A 26,292-nucleotide genomic window follows, 5' to 3' on the forward strand; every position below is an offset into this window, starting at 1 on the left:
CCTGGCTGGGGCGGTGTCGGTCCAACGGTAGCTGGTTAAAGCACGTCTCCTTCCAGCTCACCAACCCGCTCGAACTTGCCATCTTCGACGGTCATTTCGACGACGATACCGGGCACGTCGCCGTTATCGTCAAACTCGTGACTGCCTGAGGCGCCCTCATAGTTGATCTCCTCGCCCTGGGCAATCAGCTCGACCGCCTTTTCCCACTCGCCGGGCAAAATGATTTCGCCGGGGGCCGTCGCCACCGAGCGCAATGCGTCAGACAAGCCTTCACGCTCGGCGCTGCCGTTCTGCTCGATGGCCAATGCCACCAGAAACGCTGCATCATAGGCCTGGGCGGCAAATACCGCTTCAGGGTCTATGCCGTCAGCTTCGGCGGCTTCAATAAAGATATCCGTGCCCGGCAGATCCGGACTGCCAGGACGAGTCGCGATCATGCCTTCCAGGACATCAGCACCCACGGCTTCGACAAGGCTGTTGCCCACCATGCCATCAGCACCCACGTACTGGGTGAATACACCGCTTTCCGCGGCCTGACGCAGTACGGTCTGGCCTGATGTATCGGCGTAGGCCAGTACGACGAGGGTTTGTACACCGGTCGACGACAATATGCCCAATTCAGAGCGGTAGTCGGCACGGTTGTCCTCATGGGCGAGGCTTTCCACCACGCTGCCACCTTCGGCTTCAAAGGTGCTGGTAAAGGCGTCGGATAGCCCCTGCCCATAGTCATTATTAACGAAGGTCACGGCGACATCGGTAATGCCTTTCTCGATTAATAGCTTGGCCAGCATTTCACCCTGGAAGGCGTCGGAAGGCACGGTGCGGAACACCAGGTCGTTATCGTCCAGCTCGGTCACCGCAGGCGCAGTGGAGGCGGGCGACACCATGAGCACGCCGCCGGGAATTGCTGCGTTGTTGGCCGCCGCAATGGTAGCACCGGTACACAGCGCGCCGACAATGGCCGTGACGTCTTCGGAATTGACCATGCGGTCCGCCGCATTCGAGGCGGCCGATGCGTCAGAACAGGTGGTATCGCCCGACGGCATTTCCAAGATCTGGCCGCCTAGAATGCCGCCCTGCTCGTTAATCTGCTTGACCGCCAACTGTGCGCCATCAAAAATCGGTGGTGTCAGACTCTCGATACCGCCTGTAAAGCCCCCCAAAAAGCCCACCTTGACCTGAGCCTGGGCCGCACCTGCCAATGCCAGTGAAGAAACCGCCACCGCCGTGGCAATTATGCGTTTATTCATCATCTTATTGATCGCTCCCTGTAGGATTTAGCGCCCCATCGTCTCGCGCTGGGGTCTGCTCTTAATCTGGAACTGGAACGCTAAAAATACAAGCAACGTTTTCCAACGCTAGCCGTCGCGATCATCCTCGACACGTTCAGCCCAGCGCTTGCGCGCCAGGTTGCGGCGGTAAAGGCGTAACAGTGCGATCGTCAGCGCGGTCGCCAGCATCGCCGCCAGCACGACACCCTGCCAGGGCCGGGCCGCGTTGCCCATTACCGTTTCCAGAGTGATAATCAGTGTCAGGCCAATCGCCTGGGAGCCGATCGCTAGCGCGCGCAGCCTATCGAAAGCAGGTGAGGGCATAACGTCTCCGTAATTTGCAACTCGCATGGTATGGTGCGCCAGTGTAACTGCTAAACGGGAAAATCATGAACGCCATTACCCTTGGCCCGCTACTGATTTCGCTGCCCCGCCTTTATGCCATTGCCTGCGCGCTGGCGTTGCTGGTCAGCACGCGATATTTACTGGGGCTGCCCGAACGCCGTCATCAGCGCTGGTTTCTGGGGCTGGTGGTCGTTTGGCTGATCGCGGCTCGCTTCGGTCATATCGCCCTGCATATCGAAAGCTACAGTACCGCCCCGCTGGAGACGCTGAAGTTCTGGAAGCCGGGCTACCAAGGGCTTTGGGGCATGGCAGCAGGCCTGTTGTGGACGATCTGGTCGCTGCGCTCACGGCTCATTGCCATGGGCGGCGCCATGGCGCTGCTGATCGGGGCCTCGAGCCTGTGGCTGGTGCTGGTAACGCTCGCCCCACTGGGCAGCGACATGCGCGTGAAAAGCCTGCCCGACATTACCCTGGAAGATATCGATGGCGAGCCGGTGTATCTTCCCTCCCTGGCGGACGATCACGATAAAGTCATCGTCAATCTGTGGGCCACCTGGTGCCCGCCTTGCCTGCGCGAGATGCCGCTGCTTGAAAACGCCGACCAGCGCGAGGGCGTGGCTGTGGTGGTCGCCAACCAGGGCGAAGACCTGCTGCCCATTGTTCGCTACCTGGATGAACAGTCGCTGCGCTTCCGCTACGCCCTGCGCGACCCCGGCCAAATGCTGATGTCGCTCGTCGAAGCGCCGGGGTTGCCCACAACGGTGCTATTCGACGGCGACGGCAACACCCTGGATATTCATGTGGGCGAGCTTACCCAGGCCCATCTGGACCGTTGGCTCGAAGATTGACGACGATATACCTTAATCCTCCTGCGCCTTTGCGTTAGAATCCCCCGCCCTGTTTGTGGCCGGTCATCATGACCGGCCACGTACGCCCCCGTTTTGCAGACTTCCTTGAGGCATCATGAGCGATTTTTCCCCCGGCCAACGCTGGATTAGTGACGGTGAAGCCGAGCTTGGGCTCGGCACCGTGCTTAACTGCGACACCCGAAGCGTTACCATCTTGTTCAGTGCCAGCCAGGAAACCCGCACCTACAATACCCGCCAGGCCCCGCTGACCCGCGTCATGTTTGGCAGCGGCGACCGTATCCAGTCGGCTGACGGCTGGCAGATGATTGTCGATGACAGCCAAACGTCCAACGGCCTGATCACCTACAGCGGCGAGGATAGTCAGGGCCAACGGCGCGAACTGCCGGAAGCCAAGCTCGCCGACACCATGCAGTTCGACCAGGCCCGCGACCGCCTGCTTACCGGCCAGGTCGACCGCAACGACTGGTTCGACCTGCGTTTTCGTACCCTGCATCATCACCAGCGTATCGAACAGCACAGCGCGCTGGGCTTTGCCGGGCCGCGCATCGACCTGGTGCCGCACCAGCTGTATATCGCCGATGAAGTCGCCCGACGCCATGCGCCGCGCGTCCTGCTGGCCGACGAAGTCGGGCTCGGCAAAACCATCGAGGCCGGTTTGATACTGCATCGCCTGCTGCTCACCGGGCGCGCCGAACGGGCGCTGATTCTGGTGCCGGACAGCCTGACCCACCAATGGCTGGTCGAGTTGCTGCGCCGTTTCTCGCTCAACGTCACCCTGCTGGACGAAACCCAGAGTCAGGCTCACGGCAGCGCCAATCCGTTTGAAAGCGCCCAGCTGGTGCTGGCAAGCCAGGGCTGGCTGTTTGCCAATACCCACCGCCAGGAACAGGCGCAGGCCAGCCACTTTGATCTACTGATTGTTGACGAAGCCCACCATCTCGACTGGAGCAGCGAGGGCAGCGGTCCCGGTTATCAGTGCGTCGAACAGCTGGCGAGGGATATTCCCAGCCTGTTGCTGCTCACCGCCACACCCGAACAGATGGGCATAGAAAGCCACTTTGCCCGCCTGCGGCTGCTCGATCCAGAACGCTACCACGACCTGGCGCGCTTCAAAGACGAAGAGCGTCACTACGGTGAAGTGGCCAGCGCCATTGAGGCGCTCGAGGCACTCCCCGCCACGCCTGACGCACGCGTCCATGTCGAGGCCGTGGCCGACGACCGCGACAGCCAAGCCCTGCTTGCCACCCTGTGCAATCCCGAGGCCAGCGCTGACCAGCAAGACGCTGCCCGTGACCAGCTCCGCGACGCCCTGCTCGACCGCCATGGCACCGGGCGGGTGATGTTCCGCAACAGTCGCCGCCATGTGGGCGGCTTCCCGGAGCGCCGCCTGCACCTCGACGCCCTGGCACTGCCGTCGGCCTATCGCCGCATGCAGCGTCGGCTGGAGCGCGATGACGACTACCTCGACGAGCTGCTCATCGAGACCGGCATGGATCATCCGGACGTGCTGATCTACCCGGATGCCGCCTACCGCGAGTTGAGTAACGACCCGCTTCACGGCGAACCCTGGTGGCATATCGACCCGCGGGTGAACTGGCTGCTGGAAAAACTCAGCGATGACAGCGACGCCGGTTTCGCCAACGACAAGGTGCTGGTGATTGCCCACCACCGCGACACCGCCGAAGGCCTGGCCGAAGGCCTCCGCGTGCTGGGCGGCTATCATGCGCCGGTGTTCCACGAGGGCCTGTCACTGGTCGAACGCGACCGTGCCGCCGCGGCGTTTGCCGATGAAGAAGACGGCTGCCAGGTACTGGTGTGCTCCGAAATTGGCTCTGAAGGGCGCAACTTCCAGTTCTGCCGTCACCTGGTAATGTTCGACATGCCCCAGCATCCCGACCAGTTGGAACAGCGCATTGGTCGCCTGGACAGGATCGGTCAGCGCCACGCGATCGAGATGCACGTACCGACGTTTACCGGCAGCCCCGGCGAGCGCCTGATGCGCTGGTATCACGAGGGCATGGATGCCTTCAGCGCGCCCCATGGTATTGGCAGTGACCTGTTTGACGCCTTTGGCGATGCCCTGGCCGACGCACTGCTCGACGACGAGATGCTCGATGAGATCATCACCGAGACCCGCGAGCTGTTTGTCGCCAAACTGGCCGAGCGGGATGCCGGCCGTAACCGCCTGCTGGAGCTCAATGCCTGCCGTCCGGTGCGCGCCCGGCAGGTGGTCGAGGCGGTGCGCGAGCTGGACGACGACAGCGCCCTGCCGCGCTACGTCGAGCGCGCACTGGACGTGTTTGGCGTGGATAGCCAGGAGATCGGCAATGGCCTGCTTCACCTCCAGCCGGGGCAGCACATGCTGGACGGCCTGCCGGGGCTGGTAAAAGGCGAAGAAGGGTTTTCCGCCACCTTTGACCGCCATAAGGCACTCGCCCGCGATGACATTCAGCGGCTTTCCTGGGAGCACCCGCTGCTACGCGAAATGATGGGCCGCATCATTGACGGCACCATGGGCAATACCGCGCTGGCCTTGCTGGGTCATCCGGCCATCCCCAGCGGCCGCCTGATGACCGAGCTGGTATTCCGCACCCATTGCCCAGCGCCCACATCGCTGCACCTGAACCGGTTTCTGCCGCCGACAGCCGTGCGCGTGCTGCTTGACGAATCGGGTGCCAACCTGACCGACAAGATTTCCTTCACGGGGCTGGGCAAAAACCTGCAGAAGGTCAATAAATCCCTGGCACGCGACCTGATCAAGCGCCATCACGACGCGCTTCGCGGGTTGCTCAGACAAGGGGAGGGGGAAGCCGAACGCGAACTCCCCAGCATCGTGGAAGCTGCCGAGGCGCGCATGCGCACTCAGCTGGACGCGGAACTTGCCCGTCTGGCGGCGCTGGCGGAACACAACCCGTCGGTACGCAACGAAGAGCTCGACGCCCTGAAAAAGGAACGCCAGGCCCTCAGTGACGCGATTGAGAACACCCGCCTGCGGCTGGATGCCGTGCGGGTGATCATCACCGTTGACCCCAATGCCTAAGCGCTGCGCTCAGGCGACAGGATAGCGGAGAGCGCCTCCTCCAGCGTGGGATATTGAAAGCTGAACCCCGCTGCCTCTAGGCGCTCGGGGCGCATATCGGCACCGGTCAGCAACAGCTGGGACATCTCACCCAAGCCCGCTTTCAAGACACAGGCGGGCACCGGCAATACCGCCGGGCGGTGCAGTTGCCTGGCCAGCGTCCGGGTGAACTCGGCATTGGTCACAGGGTGCGGCGCACTGCCGTTGAAGGCACCTGACAGCGAGGCGTCATGGAGCAGGAAGATGATCGCCTCGACCAGGTCGTCGCGATGGATCCAGGGCATGAACTGCCTGCCGTCGCCAAAACGGCCCCCCAGCCCCAGCTTGAAGGGCGGCAGCATCTTCTGCAGGGTGCCGCCGCCCGCCCCCAATACCAGCCCGATGCGTAAAATCGCCAGGCGCACGCCCATGTCCTCAATGGGCTTGGCCGCGGCTTCCCATTCGGCGCATAGTCGGTGGGCAAACTCATCGTGGGGCGTGGTGTCTTCGGTGACGCGCTTATCGCCTTGATCACCGTAATAGCCCATCGCGGAACCACTGACCAGCGCCTGGGGCAGCGGCTGGCCGTTCTCGCCCAGTTGCTCGCACAGCGAGACGAGCTGTTCGGTCATCTCGACCCGCGAGCGAATCAGCCTCGCTTTCTGGGTATCGCTCCAGCGCTTGGCCGCAATTGACTCGCCCGCCAGGTTGACCAATGCATTCGGCGGGCTGTCGATGAACGCCTGGGCGCTGTCACGGATGTCACATTCCCGGGGAAGACGATCGCGTACTTTATGAGGCATACGGGAAACCACCTGCACCTCATGCCCCTGCGCTATCAAGGCCGGGCAGAGTCGCTGGCCGACAAAACCACTGCCGCCGGTCACTAGTACACGCATGGTGTTTCTCCCTTTTGATGTCGACGAGCGAGCTACGCTCTTGAAGGTTTACATTTGGACTTATCTATACAAAACTATTACACATAGAATGATTCGTACATTAATATATGCCCATTATTGACATTGCACCGGGCCAAATACCCATCAGGTCACCATGACAACCGTCACCTCTGCTCCTCTCTCGAACGTCGCCGTTGTCGGTGCCGGCATGGCGGGCCTGGCCTGCGCCAACCGCTTGGCGGAACACGGCGTGGCGGTAACGGTCTTTGATAAAGCGCGCGGCCCGGGCGGTCGCATGTCGACCAAGCGCCTTGACCAGGCGCAGCTTGACCTGGGCGCCCAGGCATTTACCGTACGCGATCCAGCCTTCAGGGACGCCGTTGCCGGCTGGCTTTCGTCAGGGCTCGTTGCGCCTTGGCCGGTCGTCAGCTATCAGGCTAGTTCAAGCGGCTGGCAACTGCATCATGACCCCCACACCCGCTACACCGGCGTGCCCCGCATGAGCGCGGTTACCCGCCACCTGGCAGATAGGTTCCAGACGCACCCCCAAACGGCGCTGCACCTGGCGACACGCATCGAGGCGTTGCAACGTTCACCCAACGGCTGGCAGCTTCAAGATGCACAGGGGCGTGATTTCGGCCCGTTCGACCATGTCGTGTTGACCACACCGCCGCCGCAGGCTTTGCCACTGCTAGCGCCCTGGGAGGCGACACTGGCTGAGGCATGCCGGGCGCGTGACCAGCGCAGCTGCTGGGCGGCCTGGGCGGTGCTGGATGCCCCCCTACCCACTCCGCCAGGCGGTCAGAGTGACTGGCAGATGGCCCGTATTGACCACCCTGCGCTGCGCCTGGTGTCGCGCAATCAGACCAAACCGGGCCGCGAGCAGCAGCCTGAAAGCCTCAGCCTGATGGCGCACCTGGACTGGAGCGAGGCCCACCTGGAAGACGATCCCCAAGCGGTTGCCGAGTTACTGTGGGCGGCCTTTACTGCGTCGTTTCCGGCAGACACGCCGTTACCGTTGCGGGTCAGCAGCGGCGCGCACCGCTGGCGTTACGCCCAGCCAAGCACGGCCGATGACCGGTTATTCCTATACAGCGACAGCGGCCTTGCCATGTGTGGTGACAGTTTCACGGCCAGCCGCGTGGAGTCGGCATGGGTCTCTGGAACGCAGATGGCCCAGGCGTTAATAGATCGGTCGGTACATAACAGGGCTGGCGAATCACAGCCTAACAAGTGAATCCAAAGGTTGTACCTTGGGCCTACAAGTTGTACAAAGGAGCGTTAGTTATTCAAGATTGTTGATCGGTTAATTAGATATTAGGTAATTGCTATGGATAGCAAACCACATCGCCCGCCGCAGCAAACCACGATAGGCCCATGCGGCTTGGCTCCGCAGACAACGAAGAGGCAATGGCGCCCATGAATAATAAGGCGACCCACCCACCCGATACCCCACTTTATCCCATTCGGGAAGTTTCCCGTCTGACGGGCGTTAATTCGGTTACCCTGCGTGCCTGGGAGCGACGTTACGGTTTAATCTGCCCCAAGCGCACGCCCAAAGGCCACCGGCTGTATGCCCAGGATGACATTACGCGCATCGAACGCATCCTGCAGTGGCTCAATCGCGGCGTCCCGGTCAGCCAGGTCGCGGACCTGCTCGACCAGCCCGACACCGTTGAGGCGCCGGTACCCGACGCCGGCGATTGGGTAAGCCAGCGCCAGCAGTTGCAGGCGGTCATCGAAGCGCTCGATCTGCCCAGACTGGAAGCCTTCTATCACCAGAGCCTGGCGCTCTATCCGTTGAGCACCGCGATCAACGAACTGTGGCAGCCGGTGGTGCTGACGCTGGAAGCCAAGTGGGCGGTGCAACCTGATGCCCTGGTCCGCCGCACCTTCGAAGCCTTCTTGCGCAGCCAGGTGGGAATCCGCCTGCATTACGCCAATCAAGCCACCCGCGGTCCGTTGATCCTGCTTAATGCGATGCCCGACGACCCCGGCCCCCTGTGGGTCCTGATGTCAGCGCTGATGGCCAGCGAACAGGGTTACCGTGTGCAGCTGCTGGATCACTCCCTGCCGCTTGAAGACCTCCCCCAGGCAGTCGCACGCCTGCATTCTTCGATGGTGCTGCTGTCCAGCGGCCAGCGGGAAGACGACCGCTATATTCGCCAGGCGCTGCCGGATGCCGCTGCCACGTTAAATGTGCCCATCGGCGTTTGTGGTGAAGTCGCCCGCCTGCGCGACGCCGATCTGCGCGACACCTCCGTGCATATGCTGGGCGATGACCTGCCTCAAGCCATCGCCCGCTTGCGCCCGTTACTGCGCGAATCAGGCGTCCTTTGACAAACTGAGTGACACCGCCGCAGCGGCGGTGGCGACCCGCTTGACCATCGCCCTGCAGGAGTTTCCATGTCTCGACAGTTGGTTTGGCTGCGTAGTGACCTGCGCATCCACGATAACACCGCGCTTGCCGCCGCCGCTGCAAAAGGGCCGGTGGTTGCCGTCTTTCTGCGCTCGGTGGACCAGTGGCAGACGCACGGCCATGGCATCAACAAGATCGACTTCTGGACACGTGGCGTGACGGCCCTCAAAGAAGCCCTCGAGGGGCTGAACATTCCGCTTCTGCATCGGGATATCGCGTCGTTCGATGAGGCGCCCGCCACCTTGCTTGAGATTGCCCGCGAGCACCAGATCGAGCAGTTGCACTTCAACCTTGAGTACCCCCTCAATGAGCAGCGTCGCGACCAGGCGGTCATCGAGTCCTTCAAGCAGGCGGACATTGCGGCACACGGGCATCATGATGCGGTGGCCTTTGCCCCCGGGACGCTACTGACCGGCAAGGGCGACTATTACGGCGTCTTCACCCCCTTTGCCAAGGCCTGGCACAAGCAGATCACCGCCGACCAGTTGGCACTGCGCGACACCCCGGATGCTCAATCGCCACTGGGTATCGATAGCGACCCTTTGCCGCCACTCCCGGATCTTGATGCCACCCCGGTCGATGCTGACCAGTGGCCTGCAGGAGAGCACGCCGCCAGCAACCGCCTGGAACGCTTCTTACGCTTCCGTGGCCGCCACTACAGCGATCAGCGGGACTTCCCAAAGGTGCGCGGCACCAGTGAGCTTTCGCCCTATCTGGCGCTGGGAATGATCTCCTATCGACAGTGCATGCAGGCCGCCATGAGCGAGAATGGCGGACATTTGGCCGATGGCGATAAAGGCCTGACCGCCTGGGTCAGCGAGCTTATCTGGCGGGAATTTTACCAGCACGTGGCCGTCGGCTTTCCTCAGGTATGCCGCCACCAGCCGTTTCAGGCCCATACCCGTAAACTTGCCTGGCGCGACGACCCCGACGCCTTCAACGCCTGGTGCGAAGGCCGTACCGGCTACCCGCTGGTGGACGCCGCCATGCGCCAGCTGGTCACCACCGGTTGGATGCACAATCGGCTGCGCATGGTCACCGCGATGTTCCTGAGCAAGCACCTGCTGATCGACTGGCGCCGGGGGGAGGCGTTTTTTCTGCGCCACCTGGTGGACGGCGAGTTTGGTGCCAACAACGGTGGCTGGCAGTGGGCGGCCTCAACAGGTACCGACGCCGCCCCGTATTTCCGAATCTTCAATCCCACCACGCAATCCACACGCTTTGACCCCAACGGCGACTTTATCGCCCACTGGCTGCCCGAGCTTGCCGCCTTGCCGACCAAAGCCCGCCATGCACCACCGCGCGACCTGCTGACCCAGCTGGACTACCCCGCCCCCATTGTCGATCACAAGGCAGCACGTCAACGGGCACTCGATGCCTTCAAGGCGCTGTCAGACTGATACCGGCCCGCTAACCGCCTAACGACTTCAGGAGTCTTCATGTCACAGGACAAGGCACTGGAAGATTTTTGCGCCTTTTTCAACAAACTTGACAATACCTGTACAGAAAAGCTGTACGAAGTATATACTGACGATATAATTTTCAGCGACCCGCTGCATAACGTTGAAGGTCGCCCCGCGCTGTCGCGCTATTTTGCCGCGATGTATGAAAACATCGAGCGCTGCCAATTCGTTTATCACACGCGCCAGCGCCAGGGCAGCCAGGCATTTGTCACCTGGACCATGACATTCGTGCATCCAAAGCTGGCAGGAGGACGTACGATCAAGGTAGAGGGGTGCAGTGCGTTGACATTTGCTGACGACGGGCGTGTGGCGCGACACAGGGACTACTTTGATGCCGGGGCGATGCTCTATGAGCACCTCCCGGTAATGGGGCGGGTCATTCGCTGGTTAAAGCATCGTCTTGATTAATCATTACGTTGCCTGGGGCATCTGACCAAGGTGCCCGCAGGGTGTAACAGGAGAGGTTCGATGAGCACATGGACAACCCCCCAGCGTATCTGGCTGACGGGTGCGACCTCGGGGATTGGCGACGCCTTGGCCAGAAAGCTTATTGCCCAGGGTCATCAGGTCGTACTCAGCGCCCGCAACCACGCGGCGCTGGAAGCGCTGTGCCAGGACCACCCCAACGCCCACCCGCTGCCGCTCGACGTCAGCGACCGCCATGCGGTGTTGGCCGCGGGCCAGCAGATCGGCGAGCAGTTGGGCGCCCTTGACCTGGTTCTGCTCAACGCAGGCACCTGTGAATACCTCAATGCCCAGCAGTTTGACATGGACCTGATCGAACGTGTCTTCACCCCCAACCTGTTTGGCACCCTGTATGGCGTCGAGGCGGCCCTTCCCTTACTGCGTGCCGCCCGCCGGGAAGGCAGGCCCGCCCGGCTTGCGGCCACTTCCAGCGCTTCTGCCTACCTGCCGTTACCCCGGGCAGAAGCCTATGGCGCCTCCAAGGCGGCCGTCAGCTATTTCCTGGAGTCGCTGCGCCTTGACCTTGACCAGGAAGGCATCGACGTCAGCCTGATTCACCCAGGCTTCGTCAAGACGCCGCTGACCGAGCGCAATGACTTCCCCATGCCCATGCAGGTCAGCGCCGACACCGCCGCTGACGCCATTATCGAGGGTCTGGTAAAGGGGCGTCTGGATATCCACTTTCCGCGCCGCTTTACCTATATGGTCAAGCTGCTGGGCATTTTACCCCCCGCTTTGCGCCGCCGAATCGGCCTGCGCATGACGCGCCAGCAAGAGGCTTCCCGATGAGCACCTTGGGTTCACAGCGTATCGCCGTGATCGGCAGCGGCATCAGCGGTATGGCAGCTGGCTGGTATCTTTCCGCCCAGCACGAGGTCACCCTGTTCGAAGCCGACGCGCGCCTGGGCGGGCATACCGCGACCATGGACGTCGAGGTAGGTGGCCGCCCTTACGCCATCGACACCGGCTTCATCGTCTTCAACGACTGGACCTATCCGCATTTTCAGCGCCTGCTGGATGCCCTGGATGTTCCCAGCCAGGCCACCGAAATGAGTTTTTCGGTACACGAGACCAGCGTTGACTTTGAATACAACGGCCACACCTTGACCTCGCTGTTCGCTCAGCGCCGCAACCTGCTCAACCCGGCTTTCTACCGCCTGCTGGCCGATATCATGCGCTTCAACAAGCAGGCCACTGCGGACCTGGAGAACGATCGGCTTGCCCAGGACATGACGCTTGGCGACTATCTGGATCGCCACGGCTACGGCCAGGCCTTCCAGCGGCGCTACCTGCTGCCCATGGGCGCGGCCATCTGGTCGGCGAGCATTGGCGACTTGCGATCCTTTCCGCTGACCTTTTTTGTCCGTTTTTTCCGCAACCACGGGCTTCTGTCGGTCAACCACCGTCCCCAGTGGTACACCTTGGTGGGCGGTTCACGCCGCTACATTCCACGGTTGACCGCGCCCTATGCGGACCGTATTCACCTGAACACCCCGGTTACCGGCATTACCCGCACGGATACCGGGGTGATGATCACCACCGCTCAAGGCACCCAGCGCTTTGATCAGGTCGTCCTTGCATGCCATGCCGACCAGGCCTTGGCCATGCTGGATGACCCGACCGCGGCTGAAAGCGAGATTCTCGGCGCCATGCCCTACCAGGATAACGAGGTGGTCCTGCATACCGACACCTCACTGTTGCCACGCCGACAACGTGCCTGGGCCAGCTGGAATTACCGCCTTGACGGCCGTGGAGCCGACGAACGGGTCTCGGTGACCTACAACATGAACATTCTTCAGCGGCTGGATGCGGACACCACGTTTTGCGTCACCCTCAATGATTCAGACAGTATCGACCCCGCCAGGGTGCTGGGACGCTACACCTACGCCCACCCACAGTTCACCCTGGCGGGGCATGCTGCCCAACAGCGTCACGGCGAGATTTCATCGCCTGCCCGACGCACCCACTTCTGTGGTGCCTACTGGCGCAACGGCTTCCATGAAGATGGCGTCTGGAGCGCACTGCGCGTTGCCCGCTCGCTGAGTTGTGACGAAGCCTACACCCCGCTCTCTGCTCCCACGGCGCTGCCTACCACGGAGCTGTTCGATGCCTATCAAGGGGGTGACGCAGGATGATGACGACGCCTCATTCACGGGTGTATCGCGGCACCCTGCGTCACCGACGTTTCACGCCTCACACACACCGCTTTGATTACCAGCTGTGGATGGCCTGGCTGGACCTGGACGAGCTGCCGATGCTGTTTGACGGTGTGCCGGGGTTCAGCGCCAGAGGTGCGGCACTGGCGCGTTTTCGCCGCGACGACTATCTCGGCCCGACGGACCGCCCGCTGGCCACCGCCGTCCGCGAAGAGCTGACACGCCAGTTGGGCAGCGCCCCCGAGGGCCGTATCTGCGTGTTGACACAGCTGCGCACGCTGGGCGCCATGTTCAACCCTATTTCGATGTATTACGCCTACGACCGGGCAGGCCAGCTGTCAGCGGTGCTTGGCGAAGTGACCAACATGCCCTGGCGTGATCGCACCTGTTACGCCTGCCGTGTCGATGGCCACCGCCACAGCCACCACGCGACCTTCGATAAAGCCATGCACGTCTCACCGTTCAACCCCATGGACATGACTTACCGATGGCGCTTTAACACACCGGGCGACCAGTTATTACTGCACATGGAAAACTGGCAGGCCGGGCAGCGTCACTTCGACGCCACCCTGACCCTGGAGGCGGCTCCCGCCACCCCCCGGGTGTTGCTGACCACTCTGGCGCGCCAGCCGTGGATAAGCCTGAAAACCATCACCGGCATTCATTTTGAGGCGCTTCGGCTGTGGTTGAAGCGCAACCCTGTCTATAACCACCCCAAGCGCAAGGAGACCTCGAAATGACGACCCTGCGTTCCACGCCGCCTGATATTCAACCCGCCCCCCTGGGGCGTGCCACCCGCTGGCTGAAAAAGCGGTTGATCGCGCAGCTGGACACCTTTACCGGCGGCCACATTACCCTGATTGAAGGCAATCAATGCCACCATCTTGGCCAGGGCGGGGAGCTTCACGTCACCGTCGTCGTCCGCCACGCGCGCGCCTGGAAGCGGCTTGCTCTAGGCGGCACCGTGGGCGCCGCCGAGGCTTACATGGACAACGACTGGGACGCCGATGACCTGGTCGCCCTGGTGCGCCTGTTTGCCATTAACCTGGACCAGGTCAACGGCCATCTCGAGAACGGCAGCGCGCGCATGACACGCTGGCTGATGGGCCTGGTGCATCGTTTTCAGCGCAACAGCCTGACCGGGTCCAGACGCAATATCGCCGCGCACTATGATATTGGCAACGATCTGTTTGGCACCTTTCTCGACAAGCACCACTGGATGTACTCCAGCGCCGTCTTTCCCTACCCGGATGCCAGCCTGGAAGAAGCCTCGACCTACAAGCTGGATGTCATGCTCGACAAGCTCAACGTGCTACCCGAGCACCATTTGCTGGAAATCGGCACGGGCTGGGGCGGGCTTGCCATCCATGCGGCCAGGACCCGCGGCTGCCGCGTGACGACGACCACCATTTCCGAAGAACAATACGCCTATACCGCAAAGCGCATCAAGGAAGAGGGCCTGGAGGCGCGCATCACGCTGCTGAAACAGGACTACCGTGAACTGACCGGCCGCTTTGACCGGCTGATTTCCGTCGAAATGATTGAAGCCGTCGGCCACCAGTACCTGGATACCTACCTGCGCAAGGTCGACAGCCTGTTGACCGACGACGGCCAGGCCATGCTCCAGGCGATTACCATCCGCGACCAGCGCTTTGATGGCGCCAAGCGGGATATGGACTTTATCAAGCGGTATATCTTCCCCGGCGGCTTTTTACCTTCCCACCACGCCATTGCCAGCAGTCTGATGCGCAAGACGTCGCTCAACATGGTAGCGCTGGATGAAATTGGCCAGCATTACGCGCGCACCCTGCGCGAATGGCGCCACCGCTTCGAGGCCCACCTGGAGGATGTGCAAGCGCTGGGTTATGACGAACGCTTTATCCGCATGTGGCGGTATTACCTGTGCTACTGCGAAGGCGGTTTCCTGGAGCGTTCGATTGGCACCTGTCACTTGCTGCTGGCCAAGCCCGCTGCCAAACCGGCCCCCTTGACCGGAGCGCTGTAATGCTCGCCCGGCGGCGCTTGGTGGCAGTGCTCGTTAACGCTCTGGGCTTTGAAGTGATCTGGACGCTGTGCGTGCTGGGAGGCTCCTGGGTTGCCGCGGTTGCGGGCAGCACCTGGATTGCACTGCATCTGCGGTATGTCGGTAAACCAGGGGAGTGGCGACTGGTGGCGGCCTTTGCCTTAATAGGGCTCGCGGTCGACGGCGGTCTACAGCTGGCCGGGGGGCTGATATTTACCGATCAACGGCTCATCGCGGGCTTACTGCCTTTCTGGCTGTGGATGCTCTGGCCGCTGTTCGCCACCCTGGTGCATCACTCGCTTGCGTGGCTATGGCAATGGCCCTGGCGGGCAGCAACGCTGGGTGCGTTGGGCGGACCGCTGTCGTATTTTGCCGGGGCGGCACTTACCGATGTCACTCTGGCGCCTTGGCTGCTGCCCACCCAGGCGCTGGCATGGGCGCTTATCTGCCTTGGCGTCTGCCGCTATTACCGACGCTGGCAATATCGCTATGCGGCCACCGAGGCACGCTAGGTCCCTGTTCTAGCCACGCTGCCTGTGCGTGACGTTGCCGAGTTTGCTTTGGAAAGCATACGCTGTTCCAGTTCGTGTGCAGGCTGTGGACGGGCGAAATAAAACCCTTGCACCATATGACAGCCTGCATCAACCAGAAAATCGCACTGCTCTTTGGTTTCGACACCTTCGGCAATCACATCAAGCCCCAGCCCCTTGGCCATCGACAGCACCGCCTTCACAATCGCCGCATCGGCCTGGTCCCCAGGCAATTCTCGGATGAAGGCTCGGTCAAGCTTTATCTTGTCCACCGGCAGGCGCTTCAGGTAGCCAAGCGATGAATAGCCGGTACCGAAGTCATCGATCGCAATGGCATAGCCTTGGTCGCGTAGCGCTTTCAGACGCGGTCCCATGTCGCCTGCGCGCTCGTCCAGCAGGACCGATTCGGTGAGTTCCAGGCCGATGTGGCCAGGCGTTATCCGGTAGCGTTTAAGGCAGGTGGCCAATTGGCTTTCAAGATCACCATGAAAGAGCTGCAGCGCCGAGATGTTGACCCACATGGTCAGCGTCGGCATGTCATTATTGGCCCAGTGCGCCTGCTGCGCGCAGGCCTTTTCAATCACCCAGCTACCCAGCTCCGCCATCAGGCCGTGGCGCTCGGCCAAGGGAATGAACTCACCCGGCGAGATCATCCCATCCCGCGGGTGCTGCCAGCGCAGCAGCGCCTCCATGCCAAGCAGCTCGCCCGTACCGGGGTGATGCTGGGTCTGAAAATACAGCTCCAGTTGATCCCCCGAGACGAGGGCGGCGCGCAGGTCGCTGACCAGCGACAATTGCGGATTGTCCTGCTTGTCCAGGGCGGGGCGAAAACGCAGACTGTGGTTGCGCCCAAGCCGTTTGGCGTTGTACAACGCCGACTCCAGCCGTTGAAACAGCACCCCGGAGTCACGCCCATCTTCCGGAGCTCGACAGCTGCCGATGGTCAAACCCAGGCGCAACGACTGCTCCTGGATCTCAAACGGATTGCTCATGTGGTCACGCAGGTTCGCCACCCACTTATCGTGATCATCGTAGGTCGTGGTGCGAATGACCATGAATTCATCGCCGCCTAGACGTCCGACGACGCTGCCCGCCATATAGCTGGTCAACCGCTGAGCAAAACGCGCCAGCAAGCGGTCACCCTGCTCAACCCCCATGCTGTCGTTCACCGATTTCAAACCGTCAATGTCGATCAGCGCGATATCCAGGCTCTCTCCCGCGCGCAGACTGCGCAGGCGTGATTCCATCAGGTCGTGCAGACGCCGACGGTTGGGCAGCCCGGTCAGCGGGTCCTCGTAGCCAATGCGGCGCAGATCACGCTCGCGGGCTTTCTGGGCGGAAATATCGGCAAACAGGCTAATAAAATGGGTTATCTTGCCGCGTTTATCGGTGATGGCACGCACCTTGAGCCACTCGGGGTATTCATCGCCGTGCTTGCGGCGGTTCCACATCTCGCCTTCCCAGCGCCCGGTGCTTTTAAGCGTGCTCCAGAAGTGCTGGTAGAATGTTTTATCGTGTCTCGGAGCTGCCAGTGTTTCGAGCTTGAGCCCCAGTATTTCATGGCTTTCATAGCCGGTAATTTCGGTAAATGCCGCATTAACGGCGATGACGCGATTTTCGACATCGCTGATGACCATGGCGTCGTTGGAAAGGCCAATTGCATCCTGCGAGAGACGCAGCCTGAGACGCTGTTGACGCATCTGACGCCACGCATCCCAGAGCCCAAGCGCCACTATTGATGCCGCGACCATGCGCAGCGCGGCATCGGGAATCCAGATGCAGGCGGGCAGTGCCACCAACGCAGCCCAGACCAGGGGGCGACTAAGGGAAACGGGAAGCCACATGCTTGTTCACGACATCCTATAAAAAACGGGCTAAGAGCTGCTCCCAAAAAAATCAGATCAGCGCCATGACGACGCCTGACAGGCAACGGAACGTCAATCTTACGTCAATAAGCCGTTTAATGTGCAAAACCAATCATTCGACTCTACACTAATTGCCTCATTATACTTTCGGCCGTTCATAAAAATTCTGTAGGGCACACCAATAATAAGCCCGTTACGTGCATTCAGCGGTTTCGGGAAGTAGACTAGGCCCAACCTTTTACCCTGATACTCGGAAAGATTCAGTGACCAAGCAACATTCCTTTGATCGCGATGAACTGCTGGCCTGCTCCCGCGGCGAACTTTTTGGCCCGGGCAATGCCCAACTGCCAGCGCCCAACATGCTGATGCTTGACCGCATCACGCACATTCACGAAGCAGGCGGCGAGTACAATAAAGGCGAATTGATTGCCGAATTGGATATCACACCCGACCTATGGTTTTTCGATTGCCATTTTCCCGGTGATCCGGTCATGCCAGGCTGCCTGGGGCTTGATGCCATGTGGCAGCTGGTTGGCTTTTACCTGGGCTGGCTAGGCCACCCTGGCCGCGGACGTGCACTTGGCTGCGGTGAAGTAAAGTTCAGCGGACAGATACTTCCCGACGCGCAAAAAGTAACCTATCGTATCAACATGAAACGCATTATTACTCGTCGGCTGATTCTGGGCATGGCCGACGGCACCGTCTCGGTAGACGGTCGCGATATCTATCAGGCTAATGATTTGCGCGTTGGCCTATTCACCTCCACTGCGAATTTTTAACAGGAGGCTCCCATGCGACGAGTGGTAGTCACCGGCCTTGGCATTGTGTCGTGCCTGGGCAACGACCAACAACAGGTCCTTGAGGCGCTCAGAAGTGGCCGTAGCGGCATTCGCTTCAAAGAAGACTATGCTGAACGTGGCTTTCGCAGCCAGGTAGCAGGCAGCGTTGATATTGACCTCGAGTCGCTCATTGATCGCAAACTGCTGCGGTTCATGGGCGATGCAGCGGCTTATGCGTATATTTCCATGGCGCAGGCCATCGAAGACGCGGGGCTTGCCGACGACCAGGTGTCCAACGAGCGAACCGGCTTGATTGCAGGCTCTGGCGGCGCTTCGAGTGCCAACCAGGTGGAAGCCGCCGATGTGCTGCGCGAAAAGGGACTGCGCCGCGTGGGCCCCTACCGCGTCACCCGCACCATGGGCAGTACCGTTTCGGCATGCCTGGCCACGCCGTTCAAGATCAAGGGCGTGAACTATTCGATTTCGTCGGCTTGTGCGACATCGGCACACTGTATCGGCAGTGCGATGGAGCAGATTCAGCTTGGCAAGCAGGACGTGGTTTTCGCCGGTGGCGGTGAAGAAGAACACTGGACGCTGTCCTGCCTGTTCGACGCCATGGGGGCTCTTTCTACCCACTATAACGGGTCGCCCGACAAGGCATCGCGCCCTTACGACCAGGCCCGTGACGGCTTTGTCATCGCCGGTGGCGGCGGCATGCTGGTACTCGAAGAACTGGAACACGCCAAGGCCCGCGGCGCCAAGATTTACGGTGAGCTGGTAGGCTATGGCGCCACGTCCGACGGCTACGACATGGTGGCACCGTCCGGCGAAGGGGCAACCCGCTGCATGCGCCAGGCCATGGCAACCGTCGAGGGTGATATTGATTATATCAACACCCACGGCACATCAACGCCGGTGGGCGATGTGGCCGAACTCAAAGCGGTCCGCGAGGTCTTTGGCAATTCAACGCCGGCGATGAGCTCGACCAAGTCGCTGACCGGCCACTCGCTGGGCGCCACCGGGGTCCAGGAGGCGGTCTACTCGCTGCTCATGATGCAGCACCGTTTCGTGGCCGCCTCGGCCAATGTGGAACAGCTCGACGAGCAGGCCGACGGCTTCGATATCGTTACCGAGCGCCGCGATGACGTGGCCATTGACCGGGTGCTGTCCAACAGCTTCGGCTTTGGCGGCACCAATGCCTGTCTGGTGTTTCAGCGCTACGCCGAATAACCTTGCGGCGGCAAGCACCATGAAAACGCCCCCTGCGGATTGCGCAGGGGGCGTTTTTCATGCTCGGCCAATACAAGGGCGTCATTGGGGTCTTGGGACATCCGAGATATCAACCAGTTGGGCCTCTATCCACGCCTCGACATCAGCCAGCACCTCATCCGAGGTCCGTCCCGCGGTTTCGATGGGTTCGCCAATACGTACCCGCAGCACGCCCGGGCGTTTAATCCAATGGCGCCCCGGCCAGCGCTCTCCCGCATTATGGGCCACGGGTAATACCGGCACCCCTGCGCGACAGGCAACCACACTACCGCTTTTGTTGTAACGCCGGCGCTCCCCGGGCTCGACCCGGGTGCCTTCAGGAAAAATCAGCACCGAAAGCCCTGTATTCAGCCGTTCAACGCCCTGACCCAGCACCTGCTTGATGGCCCGCGCCGGTTTGGAGCGGTCCAGGCTGATCGGGTGCAGCAAACGCAAGCCCCAGCCAAAGATGGGCAGGCGCAGCAGCTCACGTTTCAATACGGTGCATACCGGTGGCTTCATTACCTGCAGAAAAACCGTTTCCCACTCGCTCTGGTGGTTTGCCTGAATCACACAGGGCCCGTCCGGCAGGTGATGCGCGCCCTGAATGTCGTAGCGCACCCCGCAGGCAATGCGGAACCAGAACATCAAAAAATAATTATATAAATTGAGCAGGCGATAACGCCAAGCCAGGGGTAAAAAAGGCGCGATCGGCAGGAACAGCACGCCAATCACCAATAGGGCAGCAAAATACCCTGCATAAAATACCACGCTGCGAGCCACTTGCATCAAGACGACGCTCCTGTGCCGTCGACACCCTTCGGATCACGCGTTAAACACCAGGCATCGAGCATGCGCCCGACCTCCAAACGCCACGGCTTTTGATGGACACCAAACACATTGAGCACCCGGCGGCAGTTCAGCACACGGCGCAGCTTGGCATCATGGTGATGCTTCAATGCCTCGACGTCACCTAACGTCACTTGCTCGCCGCGCCCTTCGAGATGGGTCAATAGTTGCGTCCTCACCATGGAGGTAAAGGTAAAAGCGCTCACCGGCTCAGTCCCCGCCAGATGATAGGCGCCCCAGGCATCCGCGCCGCAGGACTGCTGCTGGAGCATACCGATCAGGGCAAGGGCCACGGCATCCGCCGAGGTAGGGCAAAAGATGACGTCTTCCGCCGCCCGTACACTGTCACCCATGACCAGGCTGTCCAGCAGTTCGTTGAGCCACGCATGACTGCCCTCAAGGGCAAACAATGGCCCCAGGCGAACAATCAGGTGGCGGGCGTAATCGGCCCGGATACGATTGCCGGTTTGCACCAGACGGCGCAGGCTCTCATCACGAGGTGCCGGAACGACATGCTCATCGATGGCAACGTCGAAGCCGTCTTCGTAGAGCTGATCAGACACACACCAGACCAGTGCCACATCTTCGGCGCGGCAGGCCTCGAGGCAGACCTCAACGGCGTCGGCGTGCTCCATAACGGCGGCGGGGGCCATGTTCAGGGGGTGCGCCAATGGCGGTACAATCACCGCGTCCGGCGACACCTCCCGCAGGCGCTCGGCACTCACCTGCGTGGCTTGTTCAATCACCAGTTCAGTATCTGACCGGCGACTGGTTTCGCGCGCCAGCGCCAAACTCAAGCAGTGGCCCGCATCGAGTATCAAAAGCTTCAAGACGGCCTGTCTCCCTTACCTTCACTCGCGTCATGGCGCGTCACTTAGAACGGAATCTCATCGTCAAAGTCATCGAAATTGCCAGGGTCAGGCGCGCCATATTGGTTGTTTTGCTGGCCTTGCGGCGGTGCGGGCTGGTTTTGCTGCGGCGCTCGCTGCGGCTGGGCAGCGCCTTGTCCGCCGTATTGGTCACCCTGAGGGGGCTGGGGCTGGCCACCCTGCCCACCTTGGGCGTAGTTATTGGGTGCCGCGCCGCCGCCCTGGTAATCACCGCCGCGGGAATCAAGCATCTGCATATCGTTGGCAACGATTTCAGTACTATAGCGGTCCTGGCCATTCTGGTCCTGCCATTTGCGGGTTTGCAAACGTCCTTCGATGTAAACCTTGGAGCCTTTCTTGAGGTATTGCTGGGCAATTTCGGCGGTTTTGTTGAACATCACCACCCGGTGCCACTCGGTGCGCTCCTGGCGCTGACCGCTCTGGCGGTCCATCCAGGTATCGGTGGTCGCCAGGTTAAGGTTGGCAACCGCCGTTCCGGAGGGCGTGAATCGTACCTCAGGATCCTGTCCGAGATTGCCGATCAAGATAACCTTGTTAATGCCGCGAGCCATAAGGCGCTCCTTTCAATTGATATCGATAAACGTCGACAGCGTCCCAGCGACGCACTATCCCCCCACCCCTTTTATGATTTCGGGGGTGTTACCAGCTTAGCAAGCGCTGCTTGATCAAGCTGCTGCCGATTGACCTTTAAATACGCTAGCCGTTCTTCGGGCACGACCATGACATCCTCGACGCCTGTCACGCCTGCCAGATGCTCAAGCAGCACGTCCATAGTATCGCCTTGGGTGTTGCCCAGTGCCACCACCTCACTGCTCAACGGCGGTGGCGATGGCATATTCAGCATCGCGCCCCACCACAATAGCGCCAGCAGTGCGCAGCCGAGAAATACCGCGTCCAGGCCCCCGACACTTGCCAGCACGCCACCCAGGGTACCGCCTAGAAACGCCCCCAGAAACTGGCTGGTGGAATAGACCCCCATGGCAGTCCCCTTGGCCCCGGCCGGTGCCAGCTTGCTGAGCATCGACGGAAGGGTCGCTTCCAGCAGGTTGAAGCCAGTAAAGAAGATAAACAGCCATGGAAACACCCCATAGCCCTCAGAGACCGGAAGCCCCAAACCCGCCAGGCTGATCGTAATGGCGCCAATCGCCAGCAGGCAGATGCGTGTCATGCGCTGGCGCTTCTCGGCCGTGATCATCAGCGGCAGCATGGCAATAAACGAAAGTCCCATGATCGCCAGATAGGCCAAGCCATGATGCGCCGCGCTGATTCCCGCCTCAAGCAAGCGAAACGGTACGGCCACAAAAATCGCCATCAGTACGAAGTGCAGCGCAAAAATCGACACGTCGAGCCGCCAGAGCTCCGGGCGTGACAGCACGCTTCTCAACTGCCGACGGTCCATGCCCACATCGCGGTGCTGGACACGGCGCGGCGCGGGCGGCACCCAGCGCCACAAAACGATCAGGCCCAACAGCGTCAGCAGTACCGTCAGCCAGAACACACCGGCAAGCCCTGCCCACGCCGCCAGCCAGGGCCCAATCACCATGGCCAGAGCGAATGCCACGCCAATCGATAAGCCAATCGTTGCCATCGCCGCGGTACGCACCTGCTCGCGGGTCTGGTCCGCCAGCAGCGCCATGATAGCCGCGGCCACCGCCCCACTGCCCTGCAGGGCACGGCCTAAAATCATGACGGCGATGGAATCAGCAAGCGCCGCCACCACGCTGCCCAGCGCAAACAGTACCAGCCCGAAGGCAATCACGCGTTTGCGGCCAACCCGGTCAGACCATAAACCGAAGGGGATTTGCAGCAGCGCCTGGGTCAGCCCATAGACTCCTAATGCCACACCCACCAGCAGCGGCGTCGAGCCTGCCAGACCGTCGGCATACAGCGCCAGCACGGGCAGAACCATGAAAAGCCCCAACATACGAGACGCGTACAACCCCGCCAGACCGCTGATGGCACGGCGTTCAGAGGCCAGTAACAGTGCAGACACCTTGCGCATAAAACCCTTGGAATGGTCCTTGGGATGATGACCGTGGATGGTAAGGCAATGCCCACCGGGGCTTGGTTAGCCGCCCATTCTAGCGCGTTGGGTGATTCAGCGAAACGTCATCACACCGCTGCCAAGTGAAACCGCTTTGCCGGGAGGGCCCGGAGAAACGTATAATCACGCTTTTGCCGCGCGATTCGAGGTGTTGATGGACAGCATTCTGGTCAGGGGTGCCCGCACCCACAACCTCAAGCAGATCGATGTGGAACTGCCTCGTAACAAGTTGATCGTGATTACCGGCCTTTCCGGGTCAGGCAAGTCCTCATTAGCGTTCGACACCCTTTACGCCGAGGGACAGCGCCGCTATGTGGAGTCGCTCTCCACCTATGCGCGCCAATTCCTGTCGATGATGGAGAAGCCCGATGTGGATCACATCGAGGGGCTTTCGCCGGCCATTTCCATCGAGCAGAAGTCTACCTCGCACAACCCGCGCTCGACCGTGGGCACGATTACCGAGATTTACGACTACCTGCGCCTGCTGTTTGCCCGCGCGGGCACCCCACGCTGCCCCGAGCACGGTGAAGACCTGGAAGCCCAGACGATTTCGCAGATGGTCGACCAGGTCATGAACCTTGCCGAAGGCACCAAGCTGATGCTGCTGGCCCCGGTGGTCAAAGGCCGTAAAGGCGAGCATTTGCAGCTACTGGCAGAGTTGCGCGCTCAGGGGTTTGTCCGTGCGCTGATCGACGGACAGGTGCTGGAGCTCGACGACATTGCCCCGCTGGACAAGCGCAAAAAGCACGATATCAGCGTGGTCGTCGATCGTTTCAAGGTGCGTGATGATCTCGCCCAACGCCTGGCCGAGTCCTTTGAAACCGCGCTGAACCTGGCCGACGGCACCGCCATGATCCACTTTATGGACGGCGGCCATGAGGATATCGCCTTCTCGTCGCGTTTTGCCTGCCCGGTGTGCGGCTACTCGCTGGCGGAGCTCGAGCCGCGCATGTTCTCGTTCAACAACCCGGCGGGTGCCTGCCCCACCTGCGACGGGCTGGGCGTCCAGCAGTATTTCGACCCGGCCAAGCTGATCAGCCACCCGGAGCTGTCGCTTGCCGAAGGCGTGATCAAGGGCTGGGACCGGCGCAATATCTACTATTTCACCCAGCTTCAGGCATTGGCCAAACACTATCGTTTTGAACTGGAAACGCCCTGGAATGAGCTGGCTCGCCACGAGCAGGACATTATCCTCAACGGCAGCGGCGATGAAACCATCCCGTTTGTCTATGTGGGCGATCGCGGCCGCAAGGTGACCCGCGAACATGCGTTCGAAGGCGTGCTGCCCAATATGCAGCGCCGCTACCGGGAAACCGAATCCAACATGGTCCGCGATGACCTGGCCAAGTATATCGCGGTACAGCCCTGCGCGACCTGTAGCGGCTCGCGTCTGCGCAAGGAATCACGCCATGTGTACGTCGATGACCGTAACATTGCCGATATGGTGCATTTGCCCATTGGCGACGCTTGGCGCTACTTTGCCGACCTGCGTCTGCCAGGGCGCAAGGGTGAGATCGCCGACAAGATCGTCCATGAAATTCATGCCCGGCTGGAGTTTCTGGTCAACGTCGGACTCGACTACCTCAACCTGGAACGCAGCGCCGACACCCTCTCCGGCGGCGAGGCCCAGCGCATTCGCCTGGCCAGCCAGATTGGCGCTGGCCTGGTCGGCGTCATGTACATTCTCGACGAGCCTTCCATCGGGCTGCATCAGCGCGACAACGACCGGCTGCTGAAAACCCTGGAGCGGCTGCGCGACCTGGGCAACACCGTGATCGTGGTCGAGCACGATGAAGATGCCATTCGCGCCGCCGACCACGTGCTGGATATCGGGCCCGGGGCTGGCGTCCACGGCGGCGAGATTGTCGCCCAGGGCACCCCGCAAGACGTCATGGACAATCCCGAGTCGCTGACCGGCCAGTACCTTTCCGGCACGCGGGAGATCGCCGTGCCGCCCTACCGCATTCCCGGCAATCCGGAAAAGCAGCTCATCGTCCACGGCGCCACCGGCAATAACCTGCAGGACGTGTCGCTGTCGCTGCCGCTGGGGCTGTTTGTCGCCATTACGGGTGTGTCCGGCTCGGGTAAATCGACGTTGATCAACGGCACCCTGATGCCCATCGCCGCCCGGGAGTTGAATCGCGCGACCTCGCTCACCCCCGCGCCTTATCAAAAAATCGAAGGGCTCGATCAGCTGGATAAAGTGATTGATATCGACCAAAGCCCGATTGGCCGCACACCGCGTTCCAACCCGGCCACTTATACCGGCATTTTCACGCCCATCCGCGAACTGTTCGCGGGCACCCAGGAAGCCCGCTCGCGGGGCTACAAGCCCGGCCGGTTCAGCTTCAACGTCAAGGGCGGGCGCTGCGAAGCCTGTCAGGGCGAGGGCATGATCAAGGTGGAGATGCACTTTCTGCCGGATATCTATGTCCCCTGCGACGTGTGCAAGGGCAAGCGCTATAACCGTGAAACCCTGGATATCCATTACAAGGGCAAGACCATCCACGAAGTGCTGGCCATGACGGTGGAAGATGCCCTGGAATTCTTCAGCCCGGTACCGGCCATTGCCCGCCGCCTGCAAACCCTGCTCGACGTGGGCCTGTCCTATATTCGCCTGGGGCAAAGTGCCACCACGCTGTCGGGCGGGGAAGCCCAGCGGATCAAGCTCGCCCGGGAGCTGGCCAAGCGCGATACCGGCAAGACGCTGTATATCCTGGATGAGCCAACCACCGGTTTGCACTTTGAAGATATTCGCCAGCTGCTGACGGTGCTCCACCGCCTGCGCGATCACGGCAACACCATCGTGGTGATCGAGCACAACCTGGATGTGATCAAGACCGCTGACTGGATTATCGACCTGGGTCCCGAAGGCGGCTCCGGGGGCGGTCGGATCATCGCTGAAGGCACGCCTGAGCAGGTCGCCAAACAGGCGACATCGCATACCGGACGCTTCCTGGCACCGCTACTGAAACGCCAACAGCGCGCGTCCGCCTGATGGACCATCATGGCGGGGCTTGCGTGAGTCGCCGCCACGCTGCGAAACTCATATAATACATGGCGTTAAGCATTTTTTAGCGGCGTCGTCTATCGTAGCGGTTGGTCGAGTCATTGATTTT

General features: G+C 61.2%; 22 protein-coding genes. 14 read left to right on the forward strand and 8 right to left on the reverse strand.

Annotation, left to right across the window (positions count from 1 at the left end; translation table 11 throughout):
- Nucleotides 1-35: 35 nt before the first annotated feature.
- A complete protein-coding gene (locus BMX75_RS09220; RefSeq protein ID WP_092827283.1) occupies nucleotides 36-1,253 on the reverse strand; it encodes an ABC transporter substrate-binding protein in 1,218 nt (405 codons plus the stop codon).
- A gap of 105 nt (nucleotides 1,254-1,358) precedes the next feature.
- Complete coding sequence (locus tag BMX75_RS09225) at nucleotides 1,359-1,595, reverse strand: hypothetical protein (RefSeq protein ID WP_092827285.1); 237 nt, start codon at nucleotides 1,593-1,595, stop codon at nucleotides 1,359-1,361.
- Nucleotides 1,596-1,660: 65 nt separating this feature from the next.
- Between BMX75_RS09225 and BMX75_RS09230 the strand changes: the two genes are divergently transcribed.
- Complete coding sequence (locus BMX75_RS09230; RefSeq protein WP_092827287.1) at nucleotides 1,661-2,464, forward strand: redoxin family protein; 804 nt, start codon at nucleotides 1,661-1,663, stop codon at nucleotides 2,462-2,464.
- A gap of 115 nt (nucleotides 2,465-2,579) precedes the next feature.
- Nucleotides 2,580-5,525: an RNA polymerase-associated protein RapA gene (gene rapA, locus BMX75_RS09235; protein ID WP_092827289.1), complete on the forward strand. Its 2,946-nt coding sequence runs from the start codon at nucleotides 2,580-2,582 to the stop codon at nucleotides 5,523-5,525.
- Here the strand turns inward: rapA and BMX75_RS09240 are convergent.
- Nucleotides 5,522-6,442, reverse strand: coding sequence for a TIGR01777 family oxidoreductase (locus BMX75_RS09240; RefSeq protein ID WP_092827291.1), 921 nt, complete (start codon nucleotides 6,440-6,442; stop codon nucleotides 5,522-5,524). The two genes, rapA and BMX75_RS09240, sit on opposite strands and share 4 nt — an antisense overlap.
- Nucleotides 6,443-6,596: 154 nt before the next feature.
- Between BMX75_RS09240 and BMX75_RS09245 the strand changes: the two genes are divergently transcribed.
- The 9 genes from BMX75_RS09245 (at nucleotide 6,597) to BMX75_RS09285 (ending at nucleotide 15,480) form a co-directional block, all read left to right on the forward strand.
- Nucleotides 6,597-7,679, forward strand: a complete 1,083-nt coding sequence (locus BMX75_RS09245) for an NAD(P)/FAD-dependent oxidoreductase (protein ID WP_092827293.1) — start codon at nucleotides 6,597-6,599, stop codon at nucleotides 7,677-7,679.
- A gap of 182 nt (nucleotides 7,680-7,861) precedes the next feature.
- On the forward strand, nucleotides 7,862-8,782 hold the full coding sequence (locus tag BMX75_RS09250) for a MerR family transcriptional regulator (protein WP_175474717.1): 921 nt from the start codon (nucleotides 7,862-7,864) through the stop codon (nucleotides 8,780-8,782).
- A gap of 66 nt (nucleotides 8,783-8,848) precedes the next feature.
- A complete protein-coding gene (gene phrB / locus BMX75_RS09255; protein ID WP_092827295.1) occupies nucleotides 8,849-10,261 on the forward strand; it encodes a deoxyribodipyrimidine photo-lyase in 1,413 nt (470 codons plus the stop codon).
- 39 nt (nucleotides 10,262-10,300) lie between these two features.
- The gene (locus tag BMX75_RS09260) at nucleotides 10,301-10,732 is read left to right on the forward strand and encodes a nuclear transport factor 2 family protein (protein WP_092827297.1); all 432 of its coding nucleotides are present in this window, start codon (nucleotides 10,301-10,303) and stop codon (nucleotides 10,730-10,732) included.
- A gap of 60 nt (nucleotides 10,733-10,792) precedes the next feature.
- Complete coding sequence (locus BMX75_RS09265) at nucleotides 10,793-11,578, forward strand: SDR family NAD(P)-dependent oxidoreductase (RefSeq protein ID WP_092827299.1); 786 nt, start codon at nucleotides 10,793-10,795, stop codon at nucleotides 11,576-11,578.
- Nucleotides 11,575-12,924, forward strand: a complete 1,350-nt coding sequence (locus tag BMX75_RS09270) for an NAD(P)/FAD-dependent oxidoreductase (protein WP_092827301.1) — start codon at nucleotides 11,575-11,577, stop codon at nucleotides 12,922-12,924. The genes BMX75_RS09265 and BMX75_RS09270 overlap by 4 nt, the downstream gene beginning before the upstream one ends.
- Nucleotides 12,921-13,685, forward strand: coding sequence for a DUF1365 domain-containing protein (locus BMX75_RS09275; protein ID WP_092827303.1), 765 nt, complete (start codon nucleotides 12,921-12,923; stop codon nucleotides 13,683-13,685). Before BMX75_RS09270 ends, BMX75_RS09275 begins: the two co-directional genes overlap by 4 nt.
- Nucleotides 13,682-14,950, forward strand: coding sequence for an SAM-dependent methyltransferase (locus tag BMX75_RS09280; protein WP_092827305.1), 1,269 nt, complete (start codon nucleotides 13,682-13,684; stop codon nucleotides 14,948-14,950). The genes BMX75_RS09275 and BMX75_RS09280 overlap by 4 nt, the downstream gene beginning before the upstream one ends.
- Entirely contained in the window at nucleotides 14,950-15,480 is a 531-nt protein-coding gene (locus BMX75_RS09285; protein ID WP_092827307.1) for a DUF2878 domain-containing protein, read from the forward strand. The genes BMX75_RS09280 and BMX75_RS09285 overlap by 1 nt, the downstream gene beginning before the upstream one ends.
- Here the strand turns inward: BMX75_RS09285 and BMX75_RS09290 are convergent.
- Nucleotides 15,477-17,342, reverse strand: coding sequence for a putative bifunctional diguanylate cyclase/phosphodiesterase (locus tag BMX75_RS09290; protein ID WP_092827309.1), 1,866 nt, complete (start codon nucleotides 17,340-17,342; stop codon nucleotides 15,477-15,479). The two genes, BMX75_RS09285 and BMX75_RS09290, sit on opposite strands and share 4 nt — an antisense overlap.
- 284 nt (nucleotides 17,343-17,626) lie before the next feature.
- On the opposite strand from BMX75_RS09290, the gene fabA reads away from it, so the two are divergent.
- Together fabA and fabB are read left to right on the forward strand one after the other, a co-directional pair.
- Nucleotides 17,627-18,142, forward strand: a complete 516-nt coding sequence (gene fabA / locus BMX75_RS09295; protein ID WP_066319005.1) for a 3-hydroxyacyl-[acyl-carrier-protein] dehydratase FabA — start codon at nucleotides 17,627-17,629, stop codon at nucleotides 18,140-18,142.
- Nucleotides 18,143-18,154: 12 nt separating this feature from the next.
- Nucleotides 18,155-19,372, forward strand: coding sequence for a beta-ketoacyl-ACP synthase I (fabB, locus tag BMX75_RS09300; protein WP_092827311.1), 1,218 nt, complete (start codon nucleotides 18,155-18,157; stop codon nucleotides 19,370-19,372).
- An 81-nt stretch (nucleotides 19,373-19,453) separates the two neighbouring features.
- On the opposite strand, the gene BMX75_RS09305 is transcribed toward fabB, so the two are convergent.
- From BMX75_RS09305 to BMX75_RS09320, 4 genes are all read right to left on the reverse strand, one after another.
- Nucleotides 19,454-20,179: a lysophospholipid acyltransferase family protein gene (locus BMX75_RS09305; protein ID WP_422822068.1), complete on the reverse strand. Its 726-nt coding sequence runs from the start codon at nucleotides 20,177-20,179 to the stop codon at nucleotides 19,454-19,456.
- Complete coding sequence (locus BMX75_RS09310) at nucleotides 20,179-21,069, reverse strand: sugar nucleotide-binding protein (RefSeq protein WP_092827315.1); 891 nt, start codon at nucleotides 21,067-21,069, stop codon at nucleotides 20,179-20,181. The genes BMX75_RS09305 and BMX75_RS09310 overlap by 1 nt, the downstream gene beginning before the upstream one ends.
- Before the next feature lie 44 nt (nucleotides 21,070-21,113).
- Nucleotides 21,114-21,680, reverse strand: coding sequence for a single-stranded DNA-binding protein (ssb, locus tag BMX75_RS09315; protein ID WP_092827317.1), 567 nt, complete (start codon nucleotides 21,678-21,680; stop codon nucleotides 21,114-21,116).
- 71 nt (nucleotides 21,681-21,751) lie between these two features.
- Complete coding sequence (locus BMX75_RS09320; protein ID WP_092827319.1) at nucleotides 21,752-23,131, reverse strand: MFS transporter; 1,380 nt, start codon at nucleotides 23,129-23,131, stop codon at nucleotides 21,752-21,754.
- Between the two features lie 196 nt (nucleotides 23,132-23,327).
- Here BMX75_RS09320 and uvrA point away from each other — a divergent pair, with 196 nt between their 5' ends.
- A complete protein-coding gene (gene uvrA, locus BMX75_RS09325) occupies nucleotides 23,328-26,171 on the forward strand; it encodes an excinuclease ABC subunit UvrA (RefSeq protein WP_092827321.1) in 2,844 nt (947 codons plus the stop codon).
- The last annotated feature ends 121 nt before the right edge of the window (nucleotides 26,172-26,292 follow it).

Source organism: Vreelandella subterranea, assembly GCF_900111305.1.
GTDB classification, from domain to species: domain Bacteria; phylum Pseudomonadota; class Gammaproteobacteria; order Pseudomonadales; family Halomonadaceae; genus Vreelandella; species Vreelandella subterranea.

Bases quoted from the DNA above. Each gene is read 5' to 3' on its own strand.
- BMX75_RS09245 (WP_092827293.1), top strand. From the start codon at position 6,597: ATGACAACCGTCACCTCTGCTCCTCTCTCGAACGTCGCCGTTGTCGGT.
- BMX75_RS09285 (WP_092827307.1), top strand. From the start codon at position 14,950: ATGCTCGCCCGGCGGCGCTTGGTGGCAGTGCTCGTTAACGCTCTGGGC.
- BMX75_RS09290 (WP_092827309.1), bottom strand. From the start codon at position 17,342: ATGTGGCTTCCCGTTTCCCTTAGTCGCCCCCTGGTCTGGGCTGCGTTG.
- BMX75_RS09225 (WP_092827285.1), bottom strand. From the start codon at position 1,595: ATGCCCTCACCTGCTTTCGATAGGCTGCGCGCGCTAGCGATCGGCTCC.
- fabB (WP_092827311.1), top strand. From the start codon at position 18,155: ATGCGACGAGTGGTAGTCACCGGCCTTGGCATTGTGTCGTGCCTGGGC.
- BMX75_RS09240 (WP_092827291.1), bottom strand. From the start codon at position 6,442: ATGCGTGTACTAGTGACCGGCGGCAGTGGTTTTGTCGGCCAGCGACTC.
- BMX75_RS09265 (WP_092827299.1), top strand. From the start codon at position 10,793: ATGAGCACATGGACAACCCCCCAGCGTATCTGGCTGACGGGTGCGACC.
- BMX75_RS09275 (WP_092827303.1), top strand. From the start codon at position 12,921: ATGATGACGACGCCTCATTCACGGGTGTATCGCGGCACCCTGCGTCAC.
- BMX75_RS09280 (WP_092827305.1), top strand. From the start codon at position 13,682: ATGACGACCCTGCGTTCCACGCCGCCTGATATTCAACCCGCCCCCCTG.
- BMX75_RS09260 (WP_092827297.1), top strand. From the start codon at position 10,301: ATGTCACAGGACAAGGCACTGGAAGATTTTTGCGCCTTTTTCAACAAA.
- rapA (WP_092827289.1), top strand. From the start codon at position 2,580: ATGAGCGATTTTTCCCCCGGCCAACGCTGGATTAGTGACGGTGAAGCC.
- BMX75_RS09220 (WP_092827283.1), bottom strand. From the start codon at position 1,253: ATGATGAATAAACGCATAATTGCCACGGCGGTGGCGGTTTCTTCACTG.
- BMX75_RS09320 (WP_092827319.1), bottom strand. From the start codon at position 23,131: ATGCGCAAGGTGTCTGCACTGTTACTGGCCTCTGAACGCCGTGCCATC.
- BMX75_RS09230 (WP_092827287.1), top strand. From the start codon at position 1,661: ATGAACGCCATTACCCTTGGCCCGCTACTGATTTCGCTGCCCCGCCTT.
- uvrA (WP_092827321.1), top strand. From the start codon at position 23,328: ATGGACAGCATTCTGGTCAGGGGTGCCCGCACCCACAACCTCAAGCAG.
- ssb (WP_092827317.1), bottom strand. From the start codon at position 21,680: ATGGCTCGCGGCATTAACAAGGTTATCTTGATCGGCAATCTCGGACAG.
- BMX75_RS09250 (WP_175474717.1), top strand. From the start codon at position 7,862: ATGAATAATAAGGCGACCCACCCACCCGATACCCCACTTTATCCCATT.
- BMX75_RS09305 (WP_422822068.1), bottom strand. From the start codon at position 20,179: ATGCAAGTGGCTCGCAGCGTGGTATTTTATGCAGGGTATTTTGCTGCC.
- phrB (WP_092827295.1), top strand. From the start codon at position 8,849: ATGTCTCGACAGTTGGTTTGGCTGCGTAGTGACCTGCGCATCCACGAT.
- BMX75_RS09270 (WP_092827301.1), top strand. From the start codon at position 11,575: ATGAGCACCTTGGGTTCACAGCGTATCGCCGTGATCGGCAGCGGCATC.